We start from the raw sequence: 25,181 nt of genomic DNA, 5'->3' as shown, positions 1-25,181 counted from the left end.
ATACAACGGAGGAGCATGCAGTGAACGCTACCGATACCCTGGACCCCGCGTCCGCCGAAGAGCAGCGCATCATGTCGAAGACGGCGCGGCGCCTGCTGCCCATCCTCGTCGTGATGTTCCTGATCGCATTCATCGACCGGCAGAACGTCGGCTTCGCGAAACTGCAGATGGTGCACAGCCTCGGGATGACGGAGGCCGCGTTCGGTCTCGCGTCGTCGCTGTTCTTCATCGGCTACCTGCTGTTCGAAGTGCCGAGCACGCTCGCGCTGCATCGCTACGGCGCGCGCGTATGGCTCGCGCGCATCATGCTGACCTGGGGCGCGATCACCGTCGCGATGGGCTTCACGACGTCGATGCCGGTGTTCTGCGGGTTGCGCTTTGCGCTCGGCATCGCCGAGGCCGGGTTCTATCCGGGCGTGATCTACTACCTGACGCTGTGGTTCCCGCAGAGCTATCGCGCGAAGGTGCTCGGCATCTTCACGCTCGGCAGCGCGCTCGCGAACATGCTCGGCTCGCTCGTCGGCGGCTGGCTGCTGAGCCTGAACGGCGTGTGGGGCCTCGCGGGCTGGCAGTGGGTGTTCATTGCGACGGGCATTCCGGCCGTGGCGGTCGCGATCGTCGTGTTCCGCGTGTTGCCTGCGTCGTATCGCGACGCGCGCTTCCTCGATGAGCGCGAGAAGCAGATCGTCGCCGCCGCGCTCGAACGCGAGCAGCCCGCGCAGGCGGAGCACGCGCAGCCGTGGAAGGCGCTGCTCGATCCGCGCGTGATGCTGTTCGCGGCGACCTACATGCTGATGTCGACGTCGCTGTACGGCGTCACGTACTGGCTGCCGACGCTCGTGAAGTCGTTCGGCGTGTCGAGCAGCACGAACGGCTTCCTGAGCATGCTGCCATGGGCGCTCGCGGTGCTGCTGCTGCTGTGGCTGCCGGCGAAGTTGCGCCGTGCGAAGAGCATCCTGCGCACGATCGCGATCGTCGCGGCGCTCGGCGCGCTCGGCTTCCTGCTGAGCCTCGTGCTGCCGTCGACGCCGCTGCGCTTCATCGCGCTCGTGCTCGGCGGCGCGTGCATCCCGCTGCTGTATCCGTGCTTCTGGTCGATGCCGCCGCGATATTTCACCGGCGCGCGCGCGGCGGCAAGCGTCGCGGCGATCAACTCGATCGGCAACCTCGGCGGCTTCTTCAGCCAGAACCTGATGCCGTTCGCGGGGAAAGTGACCGGCACCGCGTTCGGGCCGATGATCGTGCCGATCGTGTGCCTCGCGCTGCTCGGCGTCGGCGCGCTCGTCGCGTGGACGCGGTCGGAAAGAGGGATGGTCGCGGTGCGGGCGTGAGCGTGTGATGGCGGCACGTCAGGGCACGTGATTCGGCAGGCGGATCGCGCTATGTCGAACGGACGACTGCGCATGCGCAGGCCGACGTGCTACTATGAATTACAAATGTAATGCATAGGGGGTACGATGAAAACAGCGACCATGCCGGCACTGCGCGTCGATCCGGAACTGCGCGATGCGGCCGAATCTGTACTGGATGAAAACGAGACGCTGTCGGCGTTTATGGAGTCCGCGCTACGTGATGGTATCGCGCGTCGGCGTTTCCAGCGGGAGTTCATCGCCCGCGGCCTTGCGTCGCGCGACGAAGCGCGTCGCACCGGCGAGTATTACGATGCTGCCGACGTGCATGCAGAACTTGAAGGGTTGTTGACCGCCTCACGCGCGGCTGGGCAAAAGGATTGAGCTATCGCGTGCGATACACGCGCATGGCGCGTGAGGACATGGTGCGGCTATACAGGTTTTTGCTCGACAGGGATGCGCAAGCCGCGGCGCGCGCGCTGGAAGCGATCGAGCAAGGGGTGTCGGTGCTGCGGACTTTTCCATTCAGCTGCCGCAAGGCCGACGTGGCGAATCCGTTCTTGCGTGAAATGATCATCCCGTTCGGGGCGCAGGGCTACGTGATGCTGTTCGAGATCGAAAGCGCGGAGCAAGTGACCGTCCTGGCGGTCCGCCATCAACGGGAAGACGACTACCGTTAGCGATTGGCCGTTGCGCGCCGGACGGCGTGGCCCTGGCACGCGCCATCCCGCCCGTCCGGGGCCCCGCATCCCCCGCTAATCCGCCTCCCCGGTCCGCCGCCCGCCCGCCGCGAACATCGGCTGAGCATCCTGCAACGGAATCCTGACTTCGACGGTCGTCCCTTTGCCGGGCGCGGTGTCGATCCGCAACGTGCCGCCGACCAGGTACGCGCGTTCGCGCAGCCCGACGAGCCCGAACGACGCGGGCTTGCGCGGATCGCCGGGATCGAATCCCGCGCCGTCGTCGCGAATAACCAGCGTGATTTCGTCGTCCGTGCACGCGAGATCGACCATCACCTGCGATGCGGCCGCATGCCGCGCGACGTTCGCGAGCGCTTCCTGCGCGATCCGGAACACGGCCGTTGCATACGGCTCGTCGAGATGATGCTCGGGCGGATCGGCGCGCAGCGTGCACGCGATCCCGTGCCGCTGCCGGAAGTCCTGAACGAGCCACTGCATCGCCGTCGCAAAGCCGAGATCGTCGAGCATCAGCGGCCTCAGGTCCGACGCGATGCGCCGCGTCGCGGCCACCGCGCCGCGCGCGAGCCCGTGCATCGCCGCGATCTTGCGAGCGAGCGCGGCGTCGTCCTGCGGCACGTGATCGAGCAGCCATTCGAGATCGTTCTTCAGCGTCGCGAGCGTCTGCGCGAGTTCGTCGTGCAGCTCGCGCGCGATGCGGCGCTGTTCCGCCTCGCGCGCGGTCGCGCTGATCGCCGAGATCTCGCGCAGCTCCTCGCGCGACGCCTTCAGCGCCCGCTCGGCACGCACGCGCTCCTCGACCTCGCGGCGCAGGTCGCGGTTCGACGCGCTCAGCTGCGCCGTGCGCGCGGCAACGCGCTGCTCGAGGCGTTCGTTCGCGTCGTTCAGCTGCGCGGTCTTCTGCAGCACGAGCAGATGCTGGAAGCGCGCGCCCGCGAGCGCGCGCACCGTCTGCGCATGCAGCCGCCCGTGCTCGAACAGCAGCGCGAACAGTACGACGCACGATGCGGCGAGACCGTACGTGCGCCCCGCATAGAACCCGAGATCGAATCGCCCGTGATTCAGCATCGACGACATCGCAATGTCGAACAGCCACGCGACCATCACGGTCATCACCCACAGATCGAGCACCGAATGGCGGCGCCGGCGCCACACCATCAGCGCGAGCGCGCCGACGTTCAGCGCCCACACAACTGCGATCGCCCGCGTCATCGCCGCGGTCATCCGGTTGCCCTGCATGATGTGCGGCAGCCGGTCGTGGCCGGCAGTCGCGAACACCGCGAGCGCGACGGTCGCCGCGATCGCGCCGGCGACGCACAGCACGATCGGGAGCGTCGCGCGGCGGAACGGCACCGGCGGCGGGCGGGGCGCTGCGCGCAGCAGCGCGTAGCACGCGACCGCCAGCGGGAAACCGCCGTGCCAGAACAGGTACAGCCAGGCGGTCGTCTGCTCGCCCGCGCCGAGCAGGCCCGTCGGCGCGAACAAACCCGGGAAGGTCAGCATGTGCACGCCGGCCATGAAGCCCGTGAACAGGTAACCGCCCGCGAGCGCGAGCAGCGCCTTCTCGCGCAGGATCGTGTACTGGCCGAGCAGCAGGCCGGCCGTCACCATGTCGTTGACGAGGATCGCGGTCTGATAGACCGGGATGAACCCCCATACCTGCGCGAGCTGCACGGTCGCGAACGGCGCGAGCGCGACGAAGATCGCCGCCGACACGATTACTGTCGCGATCGCGAGCCGCCGTTCGCGGCGTCCGGGCGGCAGCGACGCCATGAACATCTGCGCCGTCTCCGGATCGGCCGTGTTCACGGGCGGCGCGCTCCACGGCGGCGTGTCATCGTCCGGCGTCGCGGCGGCAGGGCGGGGCGGATGCGTTTGCGTCATGCTTCGTCCACGTCGATGCCGAGACCGTGGCGCACCGCGTAGCGGATCAGCGCCGCTTCATGCGGCAGATCCATCTTCTCGAGGATGCGCGTCTTGTACGTGCTGACGGTCTTCGCGCTGAGGCCGAGCGCGCCGGCGATCTGCGTGATGGTCTCGCCCGCGACGATGCGGCGCATCACGTCGAACTCGCGCGCGGACAGCCGTTCGTGCGGATGCGTTTGCGCCGGCGCGTGCAGGGTTTTGGCAAGACTTTCCGCGGCCGACGGGCTCACGTAGACGCCGCCCGCCGCCACCTTGCCGACCGCCGCGACCAGCTCGGCGGTCGCGCTGTCCTTCGTCAGGTAGCCGGTCGCGCCGGCCTTGAACGCGCGCGCCGCATACTGTTCTTCCGCATGCATCGTCAGCACGAGCGTGCGCAGCGCCGGCGCGTGGGTCTTGATCAGCTTGATGAGTTCGATGCCGGTGGGCGCCGGCATCGACAGGTCGAGCAGCAGCACGTCGGCCACGCGGCGTTCGGCCAGCGCGAGCGTTGCCGGCCCGTCGCTCGCTTCGCCGACGATTTCGAAGCCGCCGGCCGTCTCGAGTATGTGACGCAGTCCGTCGCGCATGACTGCGTGGTCGTCAGCCAGTATCACCTTGATCATGGAGCGTTCCTCTTCCGGGATGGCGCTTCGGCGCGCAACGCGCGGGTGTCGTGTCAGACGACGATTCCGGACCGCCGGTCGGCGCGACGTCGCCGAAGCGGTCCATCATCTGAACAATATATTCTGCCGTCGCCGAAAACGGTACACGCGCGCGAGATTTTATGCGGCGCAACACGCGGAATCCATCATGCGGCGAAACAATCGGGGCGAGATGCCGCCGATGCGTGTGCGCGCCGCAGCGGTGCATCGCAGCGCGTATTGCATCCATTCTTCAACCTGCTTGCAACCCGCCTGTAACGTTCTTGCGATTCACTTGCAGCCTGCTTGCGGTTCAGCCTGCCCGATCTGCCCGGCTCGTACATCGCGTTGCCGGCCGCGTCGGGCGGCGCTCCTCGCGAGCCGGCCCGATTCGGGGCTAAACTGGTCCCACATCGAACCCGCCATCCGAGGAGACCCCGCGATGATCGATCTCGCCGAAATCCTGCCGGCCGCGTTGCCGGCCGCGATCGCGTGGGCCGAAGCGCAAGCGGCACGCGGGCTCGCGCAGGGCGCGCCGCTCACGCCCGAGCAGGCCGACGACGCACGCGGGGTGGGTGTCGCGCACCCGGACCGGATCCGCATCGTGACCACCGCCGTGCTGCCGTTTCCCGAAACGCCGTCGCTGGCCGCGATCGCGCGCGACGCGGGGCTGTTGTCGCCCGGCACGATCGGCCTCACGCTCGGCCACGCGGTGTTCGTCGTGGAAGGACACGTGAACCGCCGCCTCCTGACCCATGAGTTCCGTCACGTCCATCAGTACGAAGCCGCCGGCTCGATCGGCGTGTTTCTCGCGCGCTATCTGCACGAGATCGCGACGGTCGGCTACGTCGACGCGCCGCTCGAAGCCGACGCGCGGGCGCACGAGCGCGGCTGACGCCCGCGTGCCGCGCAAACGCATGCACGCATCGATCGGCCGGAGCGCTTGCCTGGCGCCGGACGTTCCGCCGTCCGGGCCTTCGCGCCGGGCGCGTCAGTCGCGTCAGTCGCGTCCGGCGTGTCCGGCGTGTCCGGCGCGCCGGCGCTCAGCCAGTCGACGAGACCCGCGATGAGCGAAACGATCCATGCCTGGCTCGGCGCCATCGGCGTCCATCCGGTGCTCACGCTCGCCGTCGTGTTCGCGACGGCCTGCGCGGAATCGCTCGCGCTGATCGGCACGCTCGTGCCGGCCGGCGCCGTGATGTTCGCGGCCGGCGCGTTGATCGGCGCGGGCGCGCTCGACGGCTGGGCGACGATCGGCGTCGCGGTGGCCGGCGCGATCGTCGGCGACGGAATCAGCTATGAGCTCGGCCGGCGCTACCGCAGCGAAGTCCGGACCTGGTGGACGCGTGCCGGGTACGCGCAGTCGTACGAGCGCGGCGAGCAGTTCGTGCTGCGCCATGGCATGAAAAGCATCGTGTTCGCGCGCTTCCTCGCGCCGGTGCGCGCGGTCGTGCCGGTGATCGTCGGCTGCGCGCACCTGCCGCGCCGGTCGTTCTATCCGGTCAACGCGGCGTCGGCGTTCGTGTGGGCGCCGGTCCACGTCGCGCCGGGCATCGTGTTCGGCGCGTCGGCGGCGCTTGCCGCGGCGGTCAGCGCGCGGGTCGCCGCGATCCTGCTGGTGGTCGCGGTGCTGGTCCTGGCCGTGTGGTTCGGCGTGCGCGTCGCGCTGACGCGTGGCCTGCCGCTGCTGCGCCGCGCGTGGTCGGCCGCGACGCGTGCTTGCGCGCAGCGCTGGCCGTGGCTCGGCGCGACGCGGCGCCGGCTCGCCGAGCGCGGGCGCCGCGTGCCGGGCGCGGTGTTCGCGCTCGCGCTGCTGTTCGTCGGCAGCGTGTGGCTGTTCGCCGGCGTCGTGCAGGACGTCGTCGCGAACGATCCGCTGATGCAGGCCGACATCGCGCTCTACACGTTCCTGCAGAACCTCCGCACGCCGCCCGTCGATGCGGCGATGAGCGCCGTCGTCGTGCTGAACGGCCGCGACGTCGGCCTGATCGTCGCAGCCGCGTTCCTCGTCTGGTTGCTGATCCATCGCTGCTGGATGACCGCCGTGTGGTGGCTCGCGGCGGTCGGCGTGGCGGTGGTGCTCGTGCCCGCGTTCGGCCCCGGGGCGGCGCCTGCGAGCCTGCTGCCCGGCAGCGCGCACGTGCCGCTGCCGGACGGCGATGCCGCGTTCGGGATGCTCGCGAGCAGCTTCATTGGCTGGGTGCTGACGCGCGGGCGATCCGCGCTGTGGCGGAGCGGCGTCGCGACGGCGATCGTGATGTGGGTCGTGTTCGGCGGTTTCGCGCGGCTTTATCTCGGCGAGATCTGGCTGTCCGGGCTGCTCGGCGGCTGGAGCCTCGGACTCGCGTGGTTCGCGGTGCTGGCCGGCACCTATGCGTACGCGCACGTGCGCGACGAAGTGCAACCGAAGGGCGCGTTCGTCGCCGTCGTCGTGGTGCTCGCGACGGCGGGCGTCTGGACGGTTCCCGCGCAGTGGCAGGCCGAGCGGGACCAGCATGCACACGCGGCCCGCGTGGTCGCGATGACCGTCGACCAGTGGATGCGCGGCGGCTGGCTGCGCGTGCCGATGCGGCGCACCGAGATCAGCGGGGATCGCGAGGAATTCCTGCCGCTGCAATGGAGCGTGACGTCCGACACGCTCGACCGGCATCTCGCACAGGCCGGCTGGCTGCGCGCGACGCCGTGGTCGATGCAGACCGCCATGCGCTGGCTGCTGCCGCAGACGCCGCCCGACAGCCTGCCGGTGCTGCCGCGCTATACGCAAGGCGAGGGCACGCGGCGCGTGTTCGTGCGCGCCGATCCGCGGCAGCCGGACAGCCGGCTCGTGCTGCGGCTGTGGCGCTATCCGTACGTGCTGCAGGATGCGCGGGGCACGCGCGGGCTGTGGTATGGCGCGCTGTATCGGGAAACGCTGCACCATCCGGCACGGCTGATGACCGTCGTGCGCACGCGGCCGATCGGTAACACGACGGAGATCGCGCAGGCGCTCGCGGTCGACGGGACGGTCGTGCATCCGCCGGCCGGCACGCCGTCGGCGCCGGCCGACGTGCTGCTGGTGTGGACGGTGGCGGCGCCGTGAGCGGGGCGCGCGGCCTGTGTGTCGCTTATGCGTGCGTTTGCGGCGCCGGTTCGACGGACAGCCGCAGGCCGACTGTCTTCAGTACGGCCAGCAGGGTTCTCAGCGTCGGGTTGCCGTTCGGCGACAGCGCGCGATAGAGCGATTCGCGGCTGATGCCGGCTTCCGCGGCGACTGCGCCGAGGCCGCCGTACGCTTCGGCGACGGTGCGCAGCGCGAGCAGGCCGGCCGCGCGGTCATCGGGATCGTCGAGCGATTCCATGGCGGCCTTCAGGTAGGCGGCGGCCAGCTCGCGGTCGGCACGCAGTTCGGCGAGTTCTGCGTCGTGGTGCGGCACCGCGCCTTTGAGTTTGCTCATGTTTGCTTCCCTTTCCATTCGGACCAAGCAGCCATTCGGTAAACGGCTCGCAGCCGTCATCGCATTGATAGCGAAGGAGTTCGAATACAGGTAGCATTGTAGCTTATAAGCTACAAAAAGGAGAATTAAAAAGCGTTGCAGCCGGAGGGCATGCAGCGCCTTTCGTTCGGAGTCTCGACAAACGAAACCCGCTACCCGTACAAGGTCGATTCTTTCATTCGATACGGACTGCCTGCTATTGACCGATCGGCTAACGTCACTGCGGGCGCGTCACCGCAACGCGACCACCCGTTCCCGCGCGAACCCCGCGAGCGTGCGCAGCGCGTCGCGCGCCGAGCGCAGGTAGAACGACTGCAGATGGAACACGTGCCAGCGCGCCGCATGGATTTCGAGGCGGCACGGCACGCCGCACGCGAGCGCATGATCTGCCAGGCGCTGCGCGTCCGACAGCAGCACTTCCTGGTCGCCGGCCTGGATCAGCATCGGCGGCAGGCCGAGCAGATCGGTGTCGAGCGGGCCGCGCGTCGCGGCCGCAGCGGCACCGTGATACCAGCGCAGCCCCTGTTCGAGCCAGCCACGCCGGATCATCGGATCCTCGCTGCGCCGCGACGTCAGCGTGTCGCCGCGAAGTGCCGCGTCGGTGACGGGCGAGATCAGCAGCAGTCCGGCCGGCGCGGGCTCGCCGCGGTCGCGCAGCGCAATCGCGAGGGCCAGCGCGAGCGCGCCGCCCGCCGAATCGCCAGCGACGACGATGCGCTCGGGCGCATGCCCCTGCGCGCGCAACGCGGTATACGCGGCCAGCGCATCGTCGAGCGCGGCGGGGTACGGATGTTCGGGCGCGAGCCGGTAATCGGGCGTCCACACCGCCATCCCCGATTCGTCGGCGAGCCGCGTCGTCACGCTGCGGTGCGTGCCGGGCCCGCCGACGCAGAACGCGCCGCCATGCAGGTACAGGATCGCGCCGCCGGTATCGCCGCGCTTCGGCGCGACGACTTCCGCGGGCACGCCGCCCGCCGACGTGCGATAGCGGATCATGCCGCCGATCCCCGGCATCAGCGGCGACAGCAGCCCGACCACGCGCCTCTGGATGCCGACGCCGAACGGCGGCCCGATCAGCGAGCGGAAGCCGGCCCGCAGGAAGCCGCGCAGGAAGCCGGCGTTCAGCGCTTCCAGCGCGCCGCCCGGCGCGGCGATTGCGACGCCGCCCGCGCGCCCGGCCGCGCCCGGCAGCACGGTCGACAAGCGGTACGCGGCGAGCCCCGAGTAGCGCGTGAGCCAGCGATACGACAGCGTGAAGCCCGGCCAGTTGGTGCTGTTGTGGCCGGACGCATCCACATACCAGCTCTTGCAGCTGCTCCACACCGAACCCGCGAGGCGCTGCTGGACATGCACGTTGTAGCGCCGGTAGCGCCGTGCGTCGACGTCGATCGCGGTGGCGCCGGCGCGCCGCATCGCGCGCACGCAGCGCATCACGTGCGCGATCTGGCTCTCGAGCATGTAGACGATCGAGTTGTGGCCGAGGTTGGTGTTCGGGCCGTACAGCATGAAGAAATTCGGAAAGCCCGGCACGGTCATCCCGAGATACGCCTGCGCACCGCGCCGCCATGCGTCGTTCAGGTCGAGCCCTCCGCGGCCCGTGATGTGCATCGGCGACAGGAATTCGGTTGCCGCGAAGCCGGTGCCATAGACGATCGCATCGACCGGATGATGCGTGCCGTCGGCGGTCTCGATGCCGTGTTCGGTCACGCGGCGGATTCGTTGCGTGACGAGTTCGACGTTGTCCTTGCTCATCGCGGCCAGATAGTCGCTCGACAGCAGGATGCGCTTGCAGCCGATCGGGTAGTCGGGCGTGAGCTGCTCGCGCAGCGCCGCGTCGGGCACCTGCCGCGCGAGCAACTGGCGGAACGGTCGGCCGACCGCGAATTTCATCAGCCCGTTGAAGCGCGTGAATGCGATCGCGCGCGATTCGTAGCGGATGTAGATCGACGCGCGATGCAGCTTCATTGCCCACGGCAGCCGCCGGAACAGTGCCCGTTCCCACGGCCGGTATGCGCGGTCGGGGCGTGGCATCAGGTACGCGGGCGAGCGCTGGAACACGGTCAGCGTCTTCACGGTATCGGCGATCGCCGGCACGAACTGGATCGCGGACGCGCCCGTGCCGATCACCGCGACGCGCTTGCCGGCAAGCGGATACGCATGGTCCCAGTGTGCGGAATGGAACGCGCGGCCGCGGAAAGTTTCCATGCCGGGCAGGTTCGGCAGCGCGGGTCGGCTCAGCTGCCCCGTGCCGCTGACGAGCAGTGCGGCGCTCAGCGTCGTGCCGTCCGTCAACGTCACGCGCCACAGCGCGTGCGGCTCGTCGTAGCGTGCGTGCGCGACTTCCGCGCCGAAGCGGAGGTAGCGCGCGAGACCGTACTTGCGCGTGCAGTGCCGCAGGTACGCGTGGATTTCCGGCTGCGGCGCGAACGTGCGCGACCAGCCGGGATTCGGCTCGAACGAGAACGAGTACAGATGCGATGGCACGTCGCACGCGGCGCCCGGATAGCTGTTGTCGCGCCACACGCCGCCGACGTCGTGCGCGCGTTCGAGGATCGCGAAATCGTGCACGCCGGCGCGCTGCAGCGCGATCGCCATGCCGATGCCGGCGAAGCCCGCGCCGATGATGATCGCGGTGAGTGGCGGGGCGGTGTCGTCGCGAAAGGCGAAATCAGGCGAGCGCATCGCGGGTCTCCTTCGGTTGGGCGGTGGGGTGGGTATCGGACCCGGGTTCCGCGAGAGGCTCGGCGCCGATCCCGGCGACGGTTCGTACTGCGGCATCGATCGCAGCCATTGCTTCGGCATTCATGTCGATCGTTGTGTCGGCATGCGGCCGACCCTGCACGCGGCTGACCCCGCGCATCAGGTCGACCGCCTTCTCGGCGATCATGATCGTCGGCGCATTGGTGTTGCCGCCAATCAGCGTCGGCATCACGGACGCGTCGACGATCCGCAGCCCCTGCAGCCCGCGCACCCGCAATTGCGGATCGACGACCGCGTGCGCGTCGCGCCCCATCCGGCACGTGCCGACCGGGTGATACACGGTGTCGGTGCGCCGGCGCAGCACGTCGCGGATCTCGTCGTCGGTCGTCACGTTCGCGGTGAACATGTCGCGCGTGATCCAGCTGGCGAGTGCCGGCGCCTGCATCAGCCGGCGCGTCAGCCTGAAGCCCGCGACCATGTCGTCGAGATCGCGCGGATCGTCGAGGAATGCCGGATCGATGCGCGGCGCGTCGAGCGGATCGGCGCTGCGCAGCGTGACCGCGCCGCGGCTGCGCGGCCGCAGCAGGCACACGTGGCACGACAGCCCGTGGCCGAGATGAAACCGGCGCGCATGATCGTCGACCAGCGCGACGACGAAATGCAGCTGGATGTCCGGCGCGTCGAGTTCGGCGCGCGTCTTCAGGAAGCCGCCGCCTTCCGCGAAATTCGACGTCAGCATCCCGCGCCGTTCGCGGCGGAAGCGCAGCAGCTCGCGCAGCATGCGCAGGCCGCCGCGCGCGGACACGCCCATCGTGTCGATGCTGCGCGTCCGGTAGCCGAAGATGAAGTCGGGGTGATCCTGCAGGTTGCGGCCGACGCCGGGCAGGTCGACGAGCGTACGGATGCCGAAACGTTCGAGCTCGGCGGCCGGGCCGACGCCGGACAGCATCAGCAATTGCGGCGTCTGCAACGCACCCGCGGCAAGCACGACCTCGCGGCGCGCGCGCAGCGTGCGGATCTCGCCATGCTGCCGCACTTCGACGCCGACCGCGCGCGTGCCGTCGAACAGGATGCGCAGCACCTGCGCGTGCGTCTCGACCGTGAGGTTGTCGCGGCGCCCGACGTGCGGCAGCAGGTACGCACGCGCGGCGCTCCAGCGTTCGCCATGCTTCTGCGTGACCTGGTAGACGCCGATGCCTTCCTGCTGCGCGCCGTTGAAATCGTCGGTCAGCGGCAGGCCCGCCTGGCGTGCCGCTTCGCGGTAGCGCGCGTGGAACGGGTTGCCCGTGCGCAGGTCGCTGACCCACAGCGGGCCGTCGCGGCCATGCCAGACATCGTCGAAGCGCTCGTTGTGCTCGCTGAGCCGGAAGTACGGCAGCACGTCGTCGTAGGCCCAGCCTTCGTTGCCGAGCGCCGCCCAGTGGTCGTAGTCGCTGCGGTGGCCGCGGATGTAGACCATCGCGTTGATCGCGGACGAGCCGCCGAGCGCCTTGCCGCGCGGCTGGTAGCCGCGGCGCCCGCCGAGCCCCGCCTGCGGCACCGTCTCGAACGCCCAGTTGTTGATGCGGGACGGCATCATCGCGACGGCGCCGGTCGGCACGTTGACGAGCGTGCCGTCGCCGCGGCCGCCCGCTTCGAGCACGCAGACGGTGACGCTCGGGTCCTCGGTCAGGCGCCCCGCGACAACGCAGCCGCCCGAGCCGCCGCCGACGACGATGTAGTCGTATGTCTTGCTCATGGAATCGTCTCCGGAAAGTCGGCAGGTCAGGCGGCGCGCGACGATGCGCTGCGTGCGGCGACGGCGATCGGTGGGCTCGGATGCATGGTGTCTCCTCAGGGCGGTCGTTGAAGTCGTTCGGACGACGACTGGATGACGCCGATGGTGCGTGCCGCGTGGGAAAACACCAATGCTGCGACGGGACAATTGTTTTAGTATTTGGGCCAAATCGGCGCTTCGAGGGTTTCCCCATATGAGCTTCCAGGATTTCACCCGGAGTCCGGCCGGCGCGCGGCTGCTGGTCGATTTCGGCGGCGAGCGCGGCGTGCCGCAGACGAAGCTGCTGGCCGGCACGGGCCTGTCGGCCGCGCAGCTCGACGACCCGAACGCCGAGGTTACGGCGGCCCAGGAACTGCGGCTGACCGGCAACCTGCTACGGCTGCTCGGGCATCCGCAAGGCCTCGGCTTCGAGGTCGGCCAGCGCTATCACTTCTCGGCGTACGGCGTGTGGGGCTACGGGCTGATCGCGAGCGCGACCGCGCGCGATGCGCTGGGGCTGGCGCTGCGTTTCCTGCCGCTTACCTATGCGTTCACCGTCATCACGTATCGGGAGGATGACGAAAGCTGCGTGCTGAGCTTCGGCGCGCCGGCGCTGCCGGACGCGTTGAGCCGGTTTTGCGTCGAGCGCGACATGACGGCGGCGGCGGTGCTGCTGCAGGAGATCGGCGGCGCGGATTTCGTGCTGTCGCGCTTCACGCTGCAGGCCGAGCGCGTGACGGGCGCACGCGGCGCGATCGCGCAGTTGCCGCGGATCGGCGGCGTCGAGCCCGTGTTCGGCGCGCGTTCGAACAGCCTGGCGTTCGAGCGCGCGTATCTCGACCGGGCGCTACCGCATGCGAACCCGATCACGGTGTCGATGTGCGAGCAGATGTGCAGCCAGTTGCTGGAAGCGCGGCGGGCGCGCGTTGGCGCCACGGCGCTGATCCGCCATTACCTGAACGCGACGCCGGGCACGCCGCCGTTTTCGCTCGAGGACATGGCGCGGCTGATGAACACGAGTGCGCGCACGCTGAAGCGGCGGCTGCAGGAAGAGGGCACGACGTTCCGCGCGCTGCTCGCCGAGTCGCGCGGCGCGATGGCCGAGGCGCTGCTCGGCGACGAGCGGCTGACGCTGACCGACGTGGCGGAGCGGCTCGGGTTCAGCGACCTGTCGAGTTTCTCGCAGGCGTTCAAGCGCTGGTACGGGGTTGCGCCGGGCGCGTATCGCAGCGGCGTGTTAGGTGAGAGAAAGGGCAGCTGAGGGGCGCTGAATAATGTGCACGCGGGTTTGGCGCGACGAGGCCGGCGTGCGCACCACGACTAACCGCTAGAATGGCTTCGTTGCTTACGGGAATGCCCGGAATTCACTGTAGGAGAGATGCTTGTGAGGCCGTCCGTTGCACTGAACGCACACCGCGTCGAGATTCGCAGGATTGTCGAAGCCAATCGCGCGTCGAACGCGCGCGTATTCGGGTCCGTCTTGCATGGCGATGACACCGATGAAAGCGATCTGGATCTTCTCGTGGAGCCGCAGCCCGGCATGACGCTGCTCAACGTCGGAACCATCCGGTACCGGTTGTCGGAACTTCTCGGCGTTCGGGTCGATGTGTTGACGCCGAATGCATTGCCCGACACATTTCGTGCAACCGTGGTGGCGGAGGCCCAGCCCATATGAAAGGGAAGGAACAGCGCCTGCCCGATTATCTCGGTCACATGGTCGAAGCAATCGATCGGATCGGAGCATATGTCGGCCCCATGGACAAGGCGGGATTTGTTGCGAACATGCTCGTCATCGATGCAGTGATTCGCAACATCGAGGTTATTGGCGAAGCGAGCAACAAGGTGCGCAAGCATCATCGGGCGTTTGCAGACGAACACCCGGAAGTGCCGTGGCAAGGCTGCTATGAGATGAGGAGCGTGGTTGCCCACGACTACTTCAAGGTGGATCTCGACATTGTTTGGGAAACCATCAAGAACGATCTTCCCGGCATGCGCCGGGATGTTCAGGCGCTGTTGGACCGGCTGGCTCGCGAGCAAGGGGCTGCCGCGCCAAGTTCACAAGGCACTGGGGACTGAAAGGGTGCGATGGCGCCCCGACGCGTTCGTCGCAGCATTTGGCGATATCTCTGGATATTGGTCGGCGGCGCATCCGTTCGGGTCGAATGCGGCCGCCGCCGCAATCGTCACTGCTTCGCCGGCGCGATCGCCGCGACCTTGTCGAGCGCGGACGGGATGAACGTGTCGAGCTGCGCGGTCACAGTCTCGTAGAACGCGATCGGCTTGCCCCAGGCATCCGGCACATCCTCGTGCTTGCCGGTCGCGTATTCGGCGAGCGTGTACACCTTGCCCGCCGCCGCCGGATATAGCGCGAGCACCTTCTCCTTGTGCTTGTCGGTCATCGTCAGGATGACGTCGGAATGCTTGACGTCGTTCGCATTGAGCTGCACCGAGCGGTGCGCGGACGTGTCGATGCCGCGCCGCTTCATCAGGATCACGCCGTTCTCCTCGGGCTTCTCGTCGTACGGGTCCTCGTCGACCGCGCGCGAGATTACCGCGATGTGCGCGTGGCGCTGCTCGATCAGCTGATCCGCGATGGCTTCGGCCATCACGCTGCGCCCGGTATTGCCGGTGTCGACGAACGCGACCTTCTTCGGTTCGTCCGCATGGGCGAGCGTCGCGCACTGGACGCCGAGGTAACAGAGCAGGGCAAGCGTCTTGATTGTTTTCATCGTTGTTTCCGCCAGTCAGGGTTGAGGTGCCGACGCGGCATCGCGCCGACGCCGACGGCACATCATGCCGGCCCTCCGTGACGGACAAAAATCGCCGGCCGGTTTTGGCAAGACGGCGTCGCGTTGCTGCAATTCGCCGTAATTCGCCGCAACTTGCGGCGATGCTGGCGTCGCCCGCTCCTTAGCCCCCCGCCTCGCGATGAAACAGCGCGAGAAACTGCTGCGCCGGCGCCGACAGCGGCCGGTCGCGCCGCACGAGGCTGCCGTACGAAGGCAGCTTCTGCCCGAGCGTGTAGTCGACGATCGCGACCATCCCGTGCGCGGCATTCAGCTCGGCGACCGTCAGCGGAATCACGCCGAGCATCTGCGAGCGGTCGACGAGGTTCATCGTCGTCAGGATCGAGCCCGTCTCGATCAGCCCGCGCGGCATCGGCTGGTGATGCGCGTGGAACTCGCGCTCGACGACTTCGCGCGCGGGGCTGCCGGCCGGCTGCAGGATCCACGGATACGCGAGCAGAGCCGCGAACTCGACCGGCCCGGCGCCGGCAAGCGGATGGTCGCGGCCGGCGACGATCGCGAGCGCTTCGTCGTCGACCGCGCGGAATTCGCAATCGGCGCCGACGTCGCGACCGATCACGACTTCAAGCACACCCTCCTGCAGTTGCGGCATCAGCTTGTCGCTCGTATCGACCGCGATGTCGATCGCGAGCAGCGGATACCGCGCCTTCAATTGCACGAGCGCCTCGGTGAGCCGCCCCGGCGCGGCCGCCATGATGCTGCCGATCGCGAGCCGCCCGGCGCTGCCGAGCTGCAGTTCGGCCAGCTCGCGGTTGAGCGCCTCCATGCTGCCACGGATCCCGCGGAAGTAGCCGAGCACCCGCTCGCCGGCCGGATTCAGCACGAGCCCGCGCCCGACGCGCTCGAACAGCGGCTGGCCGAGCGCGTCCTCGAGCTCGCGCAGCATCTTGGTCGCGGCCGGCTGCGTGAGGCCGAGCCGGTCGGCCGCCGCGCGCAGCGTCGAGCATTCCTCGACCGCCAGCAGCAGCGCAACCTGCCGCATCCGCAGCCGGTTCAGCAGTTGCGGCGTCGAATCCTTCCTGTCGATCGAACCCAATCCGATTACCTCTGGTTATCAATTCATCAAGAGTTTTCAATTTACCGGTGCATTCCGTCTACCTAGCATGAACCCCATATGACGAACGGCCGCTTTCCGGCCAGACAGGAGACGAATATGCAGACGAAACCGGCTACAGCGGCCAAGGCAGCGATGGCAGCGACGGCGGGCACGGCAGCGACGGCAGCCACGGCAGCCACGGCAGCCACAGCGGCACGCGCCCCGGCCCACGCTGGAGATCGGGCATGACGGCCGCCCCGACCTTGCCCGCGACCTTGCCCGTTGTCGCGCTGACGCTCGGCGATCCGGCCGGCATCGGCCCCGAGCTGATCGCGAAGCTGCTCGCGCGCCCCGACGCCGTGTCGCGCGCGAATCTCGTGCTGATCGGCGACCGCTGGCTGTGGGAAGCCGGCCAGCGCACCGCGGGCGTGCAGGTCGACGTCGAGCCGGTCGCGTCGCTCGCCGATGTGCGGGACCGCCCGTCGTGCGCGCGGCCTGCGTTCGTTGCGGTCGACACCGTCGGCGCCGCCGAGGTCACGCTCGCGCAGGCCGGCGCCGCCGGCGGCCGCTCGGTGCTCGACGTGCTGAACCGCTGCATGGACGCCGCACTGGCCGGCGACATCGACGCGATTCTCTTCGCGCCGCTCAACAAGCACGCGATGAAGCTCGGCGGCCTGAAGCACGAGGACGAACTCCATCACTTCGCGGAATACCTCGGCGTGACCGGCTATTTCTGCGAATTCAACACGCTTGGCGAGCTATGGACCGCGCGCATCTCGTCGCACATCCCGCTGAAGGATGCGGCGCGCTACCTGTCGATCGAGCGGATCGAGCAGGCGTCCGAGCTGATCTACCGGTCGCTGCTCGCGAACGGCGTCGCGGCGCCGAAGGTCGCGATCGCCGCGTTCAACCCGCACGGCGGCGACGGCGGGATGTGCGGCCGCGAGGAGATCGACGTGATCGCGCCGGCAGTGCGCGCGCTGCAGGCGCGCGCCTGGCCGACCGGCGCGCCGTTCGACGGCCCGTTCCCGGCCGACACGATCTTCCTGAAGGCGCAGGCCGGCGACTACCACGCGATCGTCACGATGTACCACGATCAGGGGCAGATCGCGATCAAGCTGCTCGGCTTCTCGCGCGGCGTGACCGTGCAGGGCGGCTTGCCGGTGCCGATCACGACGCCCGCGCACGGCACCGCGTATGACATCGCCGGGCGCGGCACTGCCGACGTCGGCGCGACCTGGCAGGCGCTGCAGATCGCCTGCCGGATGGGCGCCGCGCACCGCCGGCAGACGACTTCCGCGTGACGGCCGCCGGGCCGTCCGCCGCTCGAAACACCAGAACCGAACACCAGAACCGAACACCAGAACCGAACACCAGAACCGAACACCAGAACCGAACACCAGAACCGAACACCAGAACCGAACACCAGAACCGAACACCAGAACCGAACACCAGAACCGAACACCAGGAGACAACGCCATGAAGATCAAGGCCGTACGCGCACGCGTGTACCAATGGAAAGGCAAGACCGTGCCGCCGCAAGGCAATTTCTGCTCGAACGCGATGGACCTGCTGTACGCGCCGCAGGAGACGATGAGCACGTTCCGCTTCCACGCGTGGACCGTCGTCGAGGTGGAGACCGACGACGGCATCGTCGGGCTCGGCAACGTCGCGCTTGCGCCGCACATCGCGAAGGCGATCATCGACCAGTACCTCGCGCCGCTCGTCATTGGCCAGGATCCTTGGGACTACGAATACCTGAACCAGCGGATGTACCGTGCGACCCATGCATGGGGCCGCAAGGGCATCGGCATGGCGGCGATCTCGGCGGTCGACATCGCGATCTGGGACGTGCTCGGCAAAAGCGTCGGCAAGCCCGTGTTCAAGCTGCTCGGCGGCCGCACCAAAGAGAAGATTCCCTGCTACTACTCGAAGCTGTACCGCACCGACCTGAAGGCGATGCAGGACGAGGCGAAGCGCTATCTCGACGAGGGCTTCCGCGCGTTCAAGATGCGCTTCGGCTACGGGCCCGCGCACGGGCAACAAGGGGTGGTCGAGAACCTGAAGTCGGTCGCGGCGATCCGCGAAGTGATCGGCTACGACAACGACCTGATGCTCGAGTGCTACATGGGCTGGAACCTCGAGTACGCGAAGCGCATCCTGCCGAAGCTCGAGAAGTACCAGCCGCGCTGGCTGGAAGAGCCCGTGATCGCCGACGACATCGACGGCTACGCGGAGCTGAACCGGCTGACGAGCATTCCGATCTCCGGCGGCGAGCACGAGTTCTCGCTGTACGGCTTCAAGCAGCTGCTCGACCGCAAGGCCGTGTCGGTGGTCCAGTACGACACGAACCGAGTCGGCGGCATCACGATGGCGCACAAGATCAACGCGCTGTGCGAGGCGTACAGCGTGCCGGTGATCCCGCACGCGGGCCAGATGCACAACTACCACCTGACGATGAGCACGCTCGCGTCGCCGATGAGCGAGTACTTCCCGATGTTCGACGTCGAGGTCGGCAACGAGCTGTTCTATTACATCTTCGATGGCGAGCCGGCGGCCGAGAATGGCTTCCTGCAGCTGCGCGACGACGTGCCGGGCCTCGGCCTCACGCTGAAGACCGAGTTCCTCGACCAGTTCGACATCGTGGAGTGACCATGCACGCACGTTACCAGGGCGTCTTTCCGGTGGCGCCGACGATCTTCACCGCGGACGGCGCGCTCGACCTCGCCGGCCAGCGCCGCGCGATCGACTTCATGATCGACGCCGGTTCGCACGGCATCTGCATCCTCGCGAACTACTCCGAGCAGTTCGCGCTCGGCGACGACGAACGCGACGTGCTGACCCGCACCGTGCTCGAGCATGTCGCCGGCCGCGTGCCGGTGATCGTCACGACGTCGCATTTCAGCGCGCGGATCTGCGCGGAGCGCAACCGGCGCGCGCAGGCGCTGGGCGCATCGATGGTGATGGTGATGCCGCCGTATCACGGCGCGACGTTCCGCGTGCCGGAGGCGTCGATCCATGCGTTCTTCCGCGAAGTGAGCGACGGGCTCGACATTCCGCTGATGATCCAGGACGCGCCCGCGAGCGGCACGACGCTGTCGGTCGACTGTCTCGCCAGGCTCGCGCGCGAGATCGACGCGGTGTCGTACTTCAAGATCGAGACGCCCGGCGCGGCGGCGAAGCTGCGCGAGCTGATCCGCGTCGGCGGCGACGCGATCGAAGGGCCGTGGGACGGCGAGGAGGGCATCACGCTGCTCGCCGATCTCGACGCGGGCGCGACGGGCGCGATGACGGGCGGCGGCTATCCGGACGGGATCCGCAAGATCACCGACGCGTATTTCGCGGGCCGCCGCGATGAAGCGTGCGAGCAGTACGCGCGCTGGCTGCCGCTGATCAACTACGAGAACCGCCAGGCGGGTTTTCTGGCGGCGAAGGCGCTGATGAAGGAAGGCGGCGTGATCGCGTGCGACCGGCCGCGTGCGCCGTGGCCCGACCTTCATCCGGATATGCGGGCGGGCTTGCTCGACGCGGCACGGCGGCTCGATCCGCTCGTGCTGCGCTGGGGGCGTTAGGTGCGTTAGGTGCGTTAGGTGCGTTAGGTGCGTTAGGTGCGGTAGGCGCCGGTTCGCGCGCGGGGCGAGCTTCGCGGTAGTCACGTGAGCCGCACGTGCCGCGCCGACGGGCAGACGTTCGCAACGATGCGGAACGCGCGTGCATTACGCATCGGGCATCGGCGGCCGCCCCCGCGCAGGTTCGTCACGGCATGACAGCGGTCCATCAGAAGGCCGCCGCAGCCATCACCAACAAAGCTGTGCATGGGATGGGAGCAAGCGCCAAAGCGCCAACTCCCATCGACTGCGAAGCATGGGACCGGAGTCAGTGCCAAAGCACCAACTCCGGTCGACAGGAGACAACATGAACACATTGACCCCGGCCACCCCGGCCTACGAAGCCGGCGAAGCGATTCCGCGACGCCGCTGGCTGCGCGTGATTCCGCCGCTGCTGCTCGCCTGCATCATCTCGTACATGGACCGCGTGAACATCGCGTTTGCGATGCCGGGCGGGATGAATGCCGATCTCGGGATGGATGCGACGATGGCCGGCCTCGCCGGCGGGATCTTCTTCTTCGGCTACCTGTTCCTGCAGATTCCCGGCGGCCGGCGCGCCGCGCTCGGCAGCGGCAAGCGCTTCATCGCGTGGTCGCTCGTGAGCTGGGCCGTGCTGTCGGCGTTGACGGGCCTCGTCACGCACACGTGGGAACTGCTGACGCTGCGCTTCCTGCTCGGCGTCGCCGAGGGCGGCATGCTGCCCGTCGTGCTGACGATGGTCAGCAACTGGTTCCCCGACCGCGAGCGGGGCCGCGCGAATGCGATGGTCATCATGTTCGTGCCGCTCGCCGGCATGATCACCGCGCCGCTGTCCGGCTTCATCCTCGCCGCGTACGACTGGCGCCACCTGTTCTTCAGCACGGGCGCGCTGTCGCTGCTGTTCCTGATCGTCTGGCTGCTGTTCGCCGACGACAGCCCGGATACCGCGCGCTGGGTGTCGCCGCGCGAGAAGGCGTACATCCTCGACGCGCTGCGTGCCGAGCAGGAGCGCAAGCGCGCGGCCGGCACGCCGACCGCGGCGTCGTTCGGCGCGTTGATGCGCAACCCGACGATCTGGCTGCTGATCGCGATCAACTTCTGCTACCAGGTCGGCATCTACGGCTATACGATGTGGTTGCCTACACTGCTGAAGAACCTCACGCACACCGGGATGGGCAAGATCGGCCTGCTCGCGATGCTGCCGTACGTCGCGATGATCATCGGCATGTTCGCAACGTCGTATTTGTCGGACCGAACCGGCAAGCGCCGCCTGTTCGTGCTGCTGCCGCTGGTCGGCTTCGCCGCGTGCCTCGCGCTGTCGGTGCTCACGCAATCGACGATGCCCGTTTCGTTCGCGTTCCTGATCGGCTGCGGGTTCTTCCTGCAGGCGGCGGCCGGCGTGTTCTGGGCGATTCCGCCGAAGCTCTGCAGCGTCGAGACGGCCGGCAGCGCGCGTGGCCTGATCAACGCGCTCGGCAACCTCGGCGGGTTCTGCGGCCCGTATGCGGTCGGCGTGCTGACCCAGCACGTGAGCTCGGCGGCAGGCGTGTACAGCCTCGCGGTCACGCTCGCGGTGGCGGGCCTCCTCGCGCTGACGCTGCCGAAGCGCTGCGAGGACTGACGCGGACTGGCGCGCGGCTTCGCGAGCGCAATGCAAAGAGCCGACACTGGCCGCGGCGCGATGCGCGTGCCGCGGCGACACATCGAAGAACGGAGACTCACGATGAACGACATCCTGTTGCTGGTGCAGAAGTGCGCCCATACCTTCAGCTTCTACGATCTCGAAACGAAAACGGCGCTCAAGCACATCGTGCTGCCGAACTTCCCGCATGAATTCACCGTCGACGCGAACAACCGCTACGCGTACGTCGGCATCTTCGGCATCGAGACTGCGTGGTCGCGCGGCCACGAAGGCGATCACCGCATTGCCGAGATCGACCTCGTCGAGCGCACCCACACGCGCATGCTCGACCTGTGGCCGTACTACCGGCCGCACGGGATGGCGAGCGACAGCGAGGGCCGGCTGTATGCGATGAGCGAGGCGCACGACATGCTGCTCGTGTTCGATCGCCCGACCGTGCAGCCGGTGCCGAACATGGCGGTGCCGTCCGGCGGCGTGAAGACGCACCTCGTAACGCTGACGCGCGACGCGAGCCGCGCATACGGCGTGCATCTGCTGTCGAACACGGTCACGCAGTTCCATCCGCGCGACGCGACGGTCGCGCCGCGCGCGGTGATGCCGGGGCCGCGTCCGGAAGGCAACGCGCTGTCGAGCGACGAGCGCACGCTGTACGTCGCGAACCGCGGCGACGACACGCTGGTCGCGATCGACACCGGCACGATGACTTGCGGCCGCCGCGTGAAGACCCGCAGCGATCCGAACCGCATCTACCGGACGAGCGCGCCGGACGGCCGCGACCTGCTGCTGCTGACCAACTCGGGCGAGCAGTCGATCTCCGTGTTCGATGCCCAGCAACTCGAGGAAATCGAGCGCGTCGCGCTGCCCGCGAACCCGACTGCGCTGTCGTTCCATCCGTCGCGCCGTGCGGCCTATGTGTCGTTCCAGGACGACTACGTGCGCGAACTCGATCTCGATAGCTGGCGTTTCGTCAGCGCATTGCCGACGCTGCGTGAGCCGGATGCATCGTATGTACTCGCCGGAACGCGCTGACGGGCGCGACGGGGCGCCGCCGGACGGCATGCCCGATGCGCTCGTCGATGCGCATCACCACCTGTGGCGGCTCGATGCCGGTGCGCACTATCCGTGGCTGCAGGATCAGTACGATCCGGCGCGCTTCATGTTCGGCGACTACGCGGCGCTGTGCCGCGATTTCGGCGTCGACGAATACCGGCGGGCCGCGCACGGCGCACCGCTCGTCGCGAGCGTGCACGTCGAGGCCGAACGCGCGCGCGACGAGGCGCTCGCGGAGACGCGCTGGCTGCACGACGTCGCGGCTGCACAAGGGCTGCCGTCGGCGATCGTCGCGTGGGTCGACCTGCTGGCCGACGACGCAGCGGAGCGGCTCGCCGAGCAGGCCGCGTGGCCGCGCGTGCGCGGCGTGCGCTTCAAGCCGCGCACCGCGCCCGCGCCCGACGCGGCCGTCGACGGCCCCGGCACGCTGCGCGATCCACGCTGGCCGGCCGCGCTTGAACGGCTCGCTGCGCACGGCCTATGCTGGGATTTGCGGGTGCCGTTCTGGCATCTCGGCGACGCGGCGGCGCGGCTCGCGGATGTGGCGGCCGTCGACGTGGTGCTCGAACACGCGGGATTGCCGTGGGACCGCTCGGACGCGGGGCTCGCGCGCTGGCGGCGCGGGATGGAAGCGCTTGCTGCGCTGCCGCGCGTGTCGGTGAAGCTGTCCGAATTCGGCTTGCGCGATGCGGCGTGGAACGACGCGGAGAACCGGCGGATCATCCGCGACGCGATCGAGATATTCGGGTGGGAACGGTGCCTCTTCGCGAGCAATTTCCCGGTGGCGGGGTTGCGCGTGACCTATCCCGCGCTGCTGCGCACGTTCGCCGGCGCCATGGCCGACCTGAGCGACGCGGCGCGCCGCGCGATCTGGCACGACAACGCGGTCCGGATCTACCGGATCGATCTCGACGAACCACACAAGCAGGCAGGTAGATGATGCAGATTTCCGGACAGATGGTGATTGGCGGCGCGTCGGTGCGCGGCACGGCAGGGGCGCTGCGCGCATTCGATCCCGCGCGTGGCGTCGAACTGGAACCCGAATTCGGCGCGGGCGACGCGGCGGACGTGGATCGCGCGTGCAGCCTCGCGGCCGCCGCGCTCGATCCGTTCCGCGCGATGCCGCTCGACGTGCGCGCACGTTTTCTCGACACGATCGCCGACAACCTCGTCGCGCTCGGCGACGCGCTGATCACGCGCGCGCATCAGGAATCGGCGCTGCCCGTCGCGCGGCTCGAAGGCGAGCGTGCGCGCACGGTCGGCCAGCTCAGGCTGTTCGCGGCGCTCGTGCGCGACGGCCGCTGGCTCGGCGCGACGCTCGATTCCGCGCAGCCTGATCGCCAGCCGTTGCCGCGGCCCGACCTGCGCCTGCGGAAGATTCCGGTCGGCCCGGTCGCGGTGTTCGGCGCGAGCAACTTCCCGCTCGCGTTCTCGGTCGCGGGCGGCGATACGGCGTCGGCATTCGCGGCCGGGTGCCCGGTCGTCGTGAAGGCGCATCCCGCGCATCTCGGCACGTCCGAACTGGTCGGGCGTGCGATCCAGCAGGCGGTGGCCGCGTGCGGGCTGCCGGAAGGCGTGTTCTCGCTCGTGATCGGTGCGGGCAACGCGATCGGCGAGGCGCTCGTCGCGCATCCGGCGATCAAGGCGGTCGGCTTCACCGGCTCGCGCGGTGGCGGGCTGGCGTTGATGAACATCGCGGCGAAGCGTCGCGAGCCGATTCCCGTTTATGCGGAGATGAGCAGCATCAACCCGTTCTTCGTGCTGCCCGCCGCGCTCGCGGCGCGCGGCGGCGAGATCGCGCGCGGCTTCGTCGAATCGCTGACGCTCGGCGTCGGCCAGTTCTGCACGAACCCGGGGCTCGTCGTCGTGCTCGACGGGCCCGACACGCAGGCGTTCGTCGACGCCGCCGCGCAGGCACTCGGGCAGAAGGGCGCGCAGACGATGCTGACGACGGGGATCGCGGCCGCCTATCAACGCGGTGTCGCGCAGCGGGCGGCGTCGGCGGGCGTGAGCGCGGTTGCCCAGGGTGTGCAGACCGGCGCGCAGGCCGGCTCGCAAGCGGCAGTGGTGCCCGCGCTGTTCGCGACGACGCAGGCCGCGTTTGTCGCGGATACCGCGCTCGAGGACGAGATCTTCGGGCCGACGTCGCTGATCGTCACGTGCCGCGACGTCGACGAGATGATCGATCTGGCCGAGCACGTCGAAGGTCAGCTCACGGCGACGCTGCATCTCGAACCGGCCGACTATGCGCTCGCGCGGCGGCTGTTGCCGACGCTCGAACGCAAGGCCGGGCGCATTCTCGCGAACGGCTATCCGACCGGTGTCGAAGTCGCGCATGCGATGGTGCATGGCGGGCCGTTCCCGGCGACGTCCGATTCCCGTGCGACGTCGGTGGGGACGCTCGCGATCGAGCGGTTCCTGCGGCCCGTGTGCTATCAGGCGCTGCCGGCGGAACTGCTGCCGGAGGCGTTGCAGGATGGCAATCCGCTGGGTGTGTGGCGGTTGAAGGATGGAGCGTTCGGGAAGGGGTAAATGGA

22 protein-coding genes are annotated in these 25,181 nt (G+C 68.7%); 15 read left to right on the top strand and 7 right to left on the bottom strand.

Annotated elements, in window-relative coordinates; genetic code table 11:
- Nucleotides 1-20: 20 nt before the first annotated feature.
- From ACV22Z_RS32185 to ACV22Z_RS32175, 3 genes are all read left to right on the top strand, one after another.
- Nucleotides 21-1,331 carry an MFS transporter gene (locus tag ACV22Z_RS32185; RefSeq protein WP_448080280.1) on the top strand — a complete coding sequence of 437 codons (1,311 nt, stop codon included), beginning with the start codon at nt 21-23 and terminating at the stop codon, nt 1,329-1,331.
- 126 nt (nt 1,332-1,457) lie between these two features.
- Entirely contained in the window at nt 1,458-1,733 is a 276-nt protein-coding gene (locus tag ACV22Z_RS32180) for a YlcI/YnfO family protein (protein WP_448080279.1), read from the top strand.
- Nucleotides 1,730-2,029, top strand: a complete 300-nt coding sequence (locus tag ACV22Z_RS32175) for a type II toxin-antitoxin system RelE/ParE family toxin (protein WP_448080278.1) — start codon at nt 1,730-1,732, stop codon at nt 2,027-2,029. The genes ACV22Z_RS32180 and ACV22Z_RS32175 overlap by 4 nt, the downstream gene beginning before the upstream one ends.
- A gap of 75 nt (nt 2,030-2,104) precedes the next feature.
- Here ACV22Z_RS32175 and ACV22Z_RS32170 read toward each other — a convergent pair whose 3' ends face one another.
- Nucleotides 2,105-3,931, bottom strand: a complete 1,827-nt coding sequence (locus ACV22Z_RS32170; RefSeq protein WP_448080277.1) for an MASE4 domain-containing protein — start codon at nt 3,929-3,931, stop codon at nt 2,105-2,107.
- On the bottom strand, nt 3,928-4,575 hold the full coding sequence (locus ACV22Z_RS32165; protein WP_448080276.1) for a response regulator: 648 nt from the start codon (nt 4,573-4,575) through the stop codon (nt 3,928-3,930). The genes ACV22Z_RS32170 and ACV22Z_RS32165 overlap by 4 nt, the downstream gene beginning before the upstream one ends.
- Nucleotides 4,576-5,035: 460 nt before the next feature.
- Here ACV22Z_RS32165 and ACV22Z_RS32160 point away from each other — a divergent pair, with 460 nt between their 5' ends.
- On the top strand, nt 5,036-5,488 hold the full coding sequence (locus ACV22Z_RS32160; protein WP_448080275.1) for a hypothetical protein: 453 nt from the start codon (nt 5,036-5,038) through the stop codon (nt 5,486-5,488).
- Between the two features lie 171 nt (nt 5,489-5,659).
- The gene (locus tag ACV22Z_RS32155; RefSeq protein ID WP_448080274.1) at nt 5,660-7,672 is read left to right on the top strand and encodes an LssY C-terminal domain-containing protein; all 2,013 of its coding nucleotides are present in this window, start codon (nt 5,660-5,662) and stop codon (nt 7,670-7,672) included.
- A gap of 25 nt (nt 7,673-7,697) precedes the next feature.
- On the opposite strand, the gene ACV22Z_RS32150 is transcribed toward ACV22Z_RS32155, so the two are convergent.
- The 3 genes from ACV22Z_RS32150 to ACV22Z_RS32140 form a co-directional block, all read right to left on the bottom strand.
- On the bottom strand, nt 7,698-8,027 hold the full coding sequence (locus ACV22Z_RS32150; protein WP_448080273.1) for an addiction module antidote protein: 330 nt from the start codon (nt 8,025-8,027) through the stop codon (nt 7,698-7,700).
- A gap of 270 nt (nt 8,028-8,297) precedes the next feature.
- On the bottom strand, nt 8,298-10,748 hold the full coding sequence (locus tag ACV22Z_RS32145) for an alpha/beta hydrolase fold domain-containing protein (RefSeq protein ID WP_448080272.1): 2,451 nt from the start codon (nt 10,746-10,748) through the stop codon (nt 8,298-8,300).
- Entirely contained in the window at nt 10,735-12,504 is a 1,770-nt protein-coding gene (locus tag ACV22Z_RS32140) for a GMC family oxidoreductase (RefSeq protein ID WP_448080271.1), read from the bottom strand. The genes ACV22Z_RS32145 and ACV22Z_RS32140 overlap by 14 nt, the downstream gene beginning before the upstream one ends.
- A 232-nt stretch (nt 12,505-12,736) precedes the next feature.
- On the opposite strand from ACV22Z_RS32140, the gene ACV22Z_RS32135 reads away from it, so the two are divergent.
- From ACV22Z_RS32135 to ACV22Z_RS32125, 3 genes are all read left to right on the top strand, one after another.
- Nucleotides 12,737-13,783 (top strand): AraC family transcriptional regulator, encoded by a 1,047-nt coding sequence (locus tag ACV22Z_RS32135; protein WP_448080270.1) that lies wholly within the window; start codon nt 12,737-12,739, stop codon nt 13,781-13,783.
- 117 nt (nt 13,784-13,900) lie between these two features.
- Nucleotides 13,901-14,197 carry a nucleotidyltransferase family protein gene (locus ACV22Z_RS32130; RefSeq protein ID WP_448080269.1) on the top strand — a complete coding sequence of 99 codons (297 nt, stop codon included), beginning with the start codon at nt 13,901-13,903 and terminating at the stop codon, nt 14,195-14,197.
- A complete protein-coding gene (locus tag ACV22Z_RS32125; RefSeq protein WP_448080268.1) occupies nt 14,194-14,598 on the top strand; it encodes a HepT-like ribonuclease domain-containing protein in 405 nt (134 codons plus the stop codon). Before ACV22Z_RS32130 ends, ACV22Z_RS32125 begins: the two co-directional genes overlap by 4 nt.
- Before the next feature lie 107 nt (nt 14,599-14,705).
- Here ACV22Z_RS32125 and ACV22Z_RS32120 read toward each other — a convergent pair whose 3' ends face one another.
- Both ACV22Z_RS32120 and ACV22Z_RS32115 read right to left on the bottom strand, forming a co-directional pair.
- Complete coding sequence (locus tag ACV22Z_RS32120; RefSeq protein WP_448080267.1) at nt 14,706-15,251, bottom strand: arsenate reductase/protein-tyrosine-phosphatase family protein; 546 nt, start codon at nt 15,249-15,251, stop codon at nt 14,706-14,708.
- A 181-nt stretch (nt 15,252-15,432) separates the two neighbouring features.
- On the bottom strand, nt 15,433-16,365 hold the full coding sequence (locus tag ACV22Z_RS32115) for a LysR family transcriptional regulator (RefSeq protein WP_448080266.1): 933 nt from the start codon (nt 16,363-16,365) through the stop codon (nt 15,433-15,435).
- A 245-nt stretch (nt 16,366-16,610) separates the two neighbouring features.
- On the opposite strand from ACV22Z_RS32115, the gene ACV22Z_RS32110 reads away from it, so the two are divergent.
- From ACV22Z_RS32110 to ACV22Z_RS32080, 7 genes are all read left to right on the top strand, one after another.
- Complete coding sequence (locus tag ACV22Z_RS32110; RefSeq protein WP_448080265.1) at nt 16,611-17,669, top strand: 4-hydroxythreonine-4-phosphate dehydrogenase PdxA; 1,059 nt, start codon at nt 16,611-16,613, stop codon at nt 17,667-17,669.
- A 175-nt stretch (nt 17,670-17,844) separates the two neighbouring features.
- Nucleotides 17,845-19,017: an L-rhamnonate dehydratase gene (locus tag ACV22Z_RS32105; protein ID WP_448080264.1), complete on the top strand. Its 1,173-nt coding sequence runs from the start codon at nt 17,845-17,847 to the stop codon at nt 19,015-19,017.
- 2 nt (nt 19,018-19,019) lie between these two features.
- The gene (locus ACV22Z_RS32100; protein ID WP_448080263.1) at nt 19,020-19,937 is read left to right on the top strand and encodes a dihydrodipicolinate synthase family protein; all 918 of its coding nucleotides are present in this window, start codon (nt 19,020-19,022) and stop codon (nt 19,935-19,937) included.
- A 343-nt stretch (nt 19,938-20,280) separates the two neighbouring features.
- Nucleotides 20,281-21,573, top strand: a complete 1,293-nt coding sequence (locus tag ACV22Z_RS32095; RefSeq protein ID WP_448080262.1) for an MFS transporter — start codon at nt 20,281-20,283, stop codon at nt 21,571-21,573.
- Nucleotides 21,574-21,675: 102 nt separating this feature from the next.
- Nucleotides 21,676-22,623 (top strand): YncE family protein, encoded by a 948-nt coding sequence (locus ACV22Z_RS32090; protein WP_448080261.1) that lies wholly within the window; start codon nt 21,676-21,678, stop codon nt 22,621-22,623.
- On the top strand, nt 22,601-23,584 hold the full coding sequence (locus ACV22Z_RS32085) for an amidohydrolase family protein (protein WP_448080260.1): 984 nt from the start codon (nt 22,601-22,603) through the stop codon (nt 23,582-23,584). The genes ACV22Z_RS32090 and ACV22Z_RS32085 overlap by 23 nt, the downstream gene beginning before the upstream one ends.
- The gene (locus ACV22Z_RS32080; RefSeq protein ID WP_448080301.1) at nt 23,584-25,176 is read left to right on the top strand and encodes an aldehyde dehydrogenase (NADP(+)); all 1,593 of its coding nucleotides are present in this window, start codon (nt 23,584-23,586) and stop codon (nt 25,174-25,176) included. The genes ACV22Z_RS32085 and ACV22Z_RS32080 overlap by 1 nt, the downstream gene beginning before the upstream one ends.
- Nucleotides 25,177-25,181 lie beyond the last annotated feature (5 nt).

The organism is Burkholderia sp. PU8-34 (assembly GCF_053427725.1).
The sequence above is the reverse complement of the archived record's forward strand: the minus strand, read 5'-3'. Positions and strand labels throughout refer to the sequence as shown.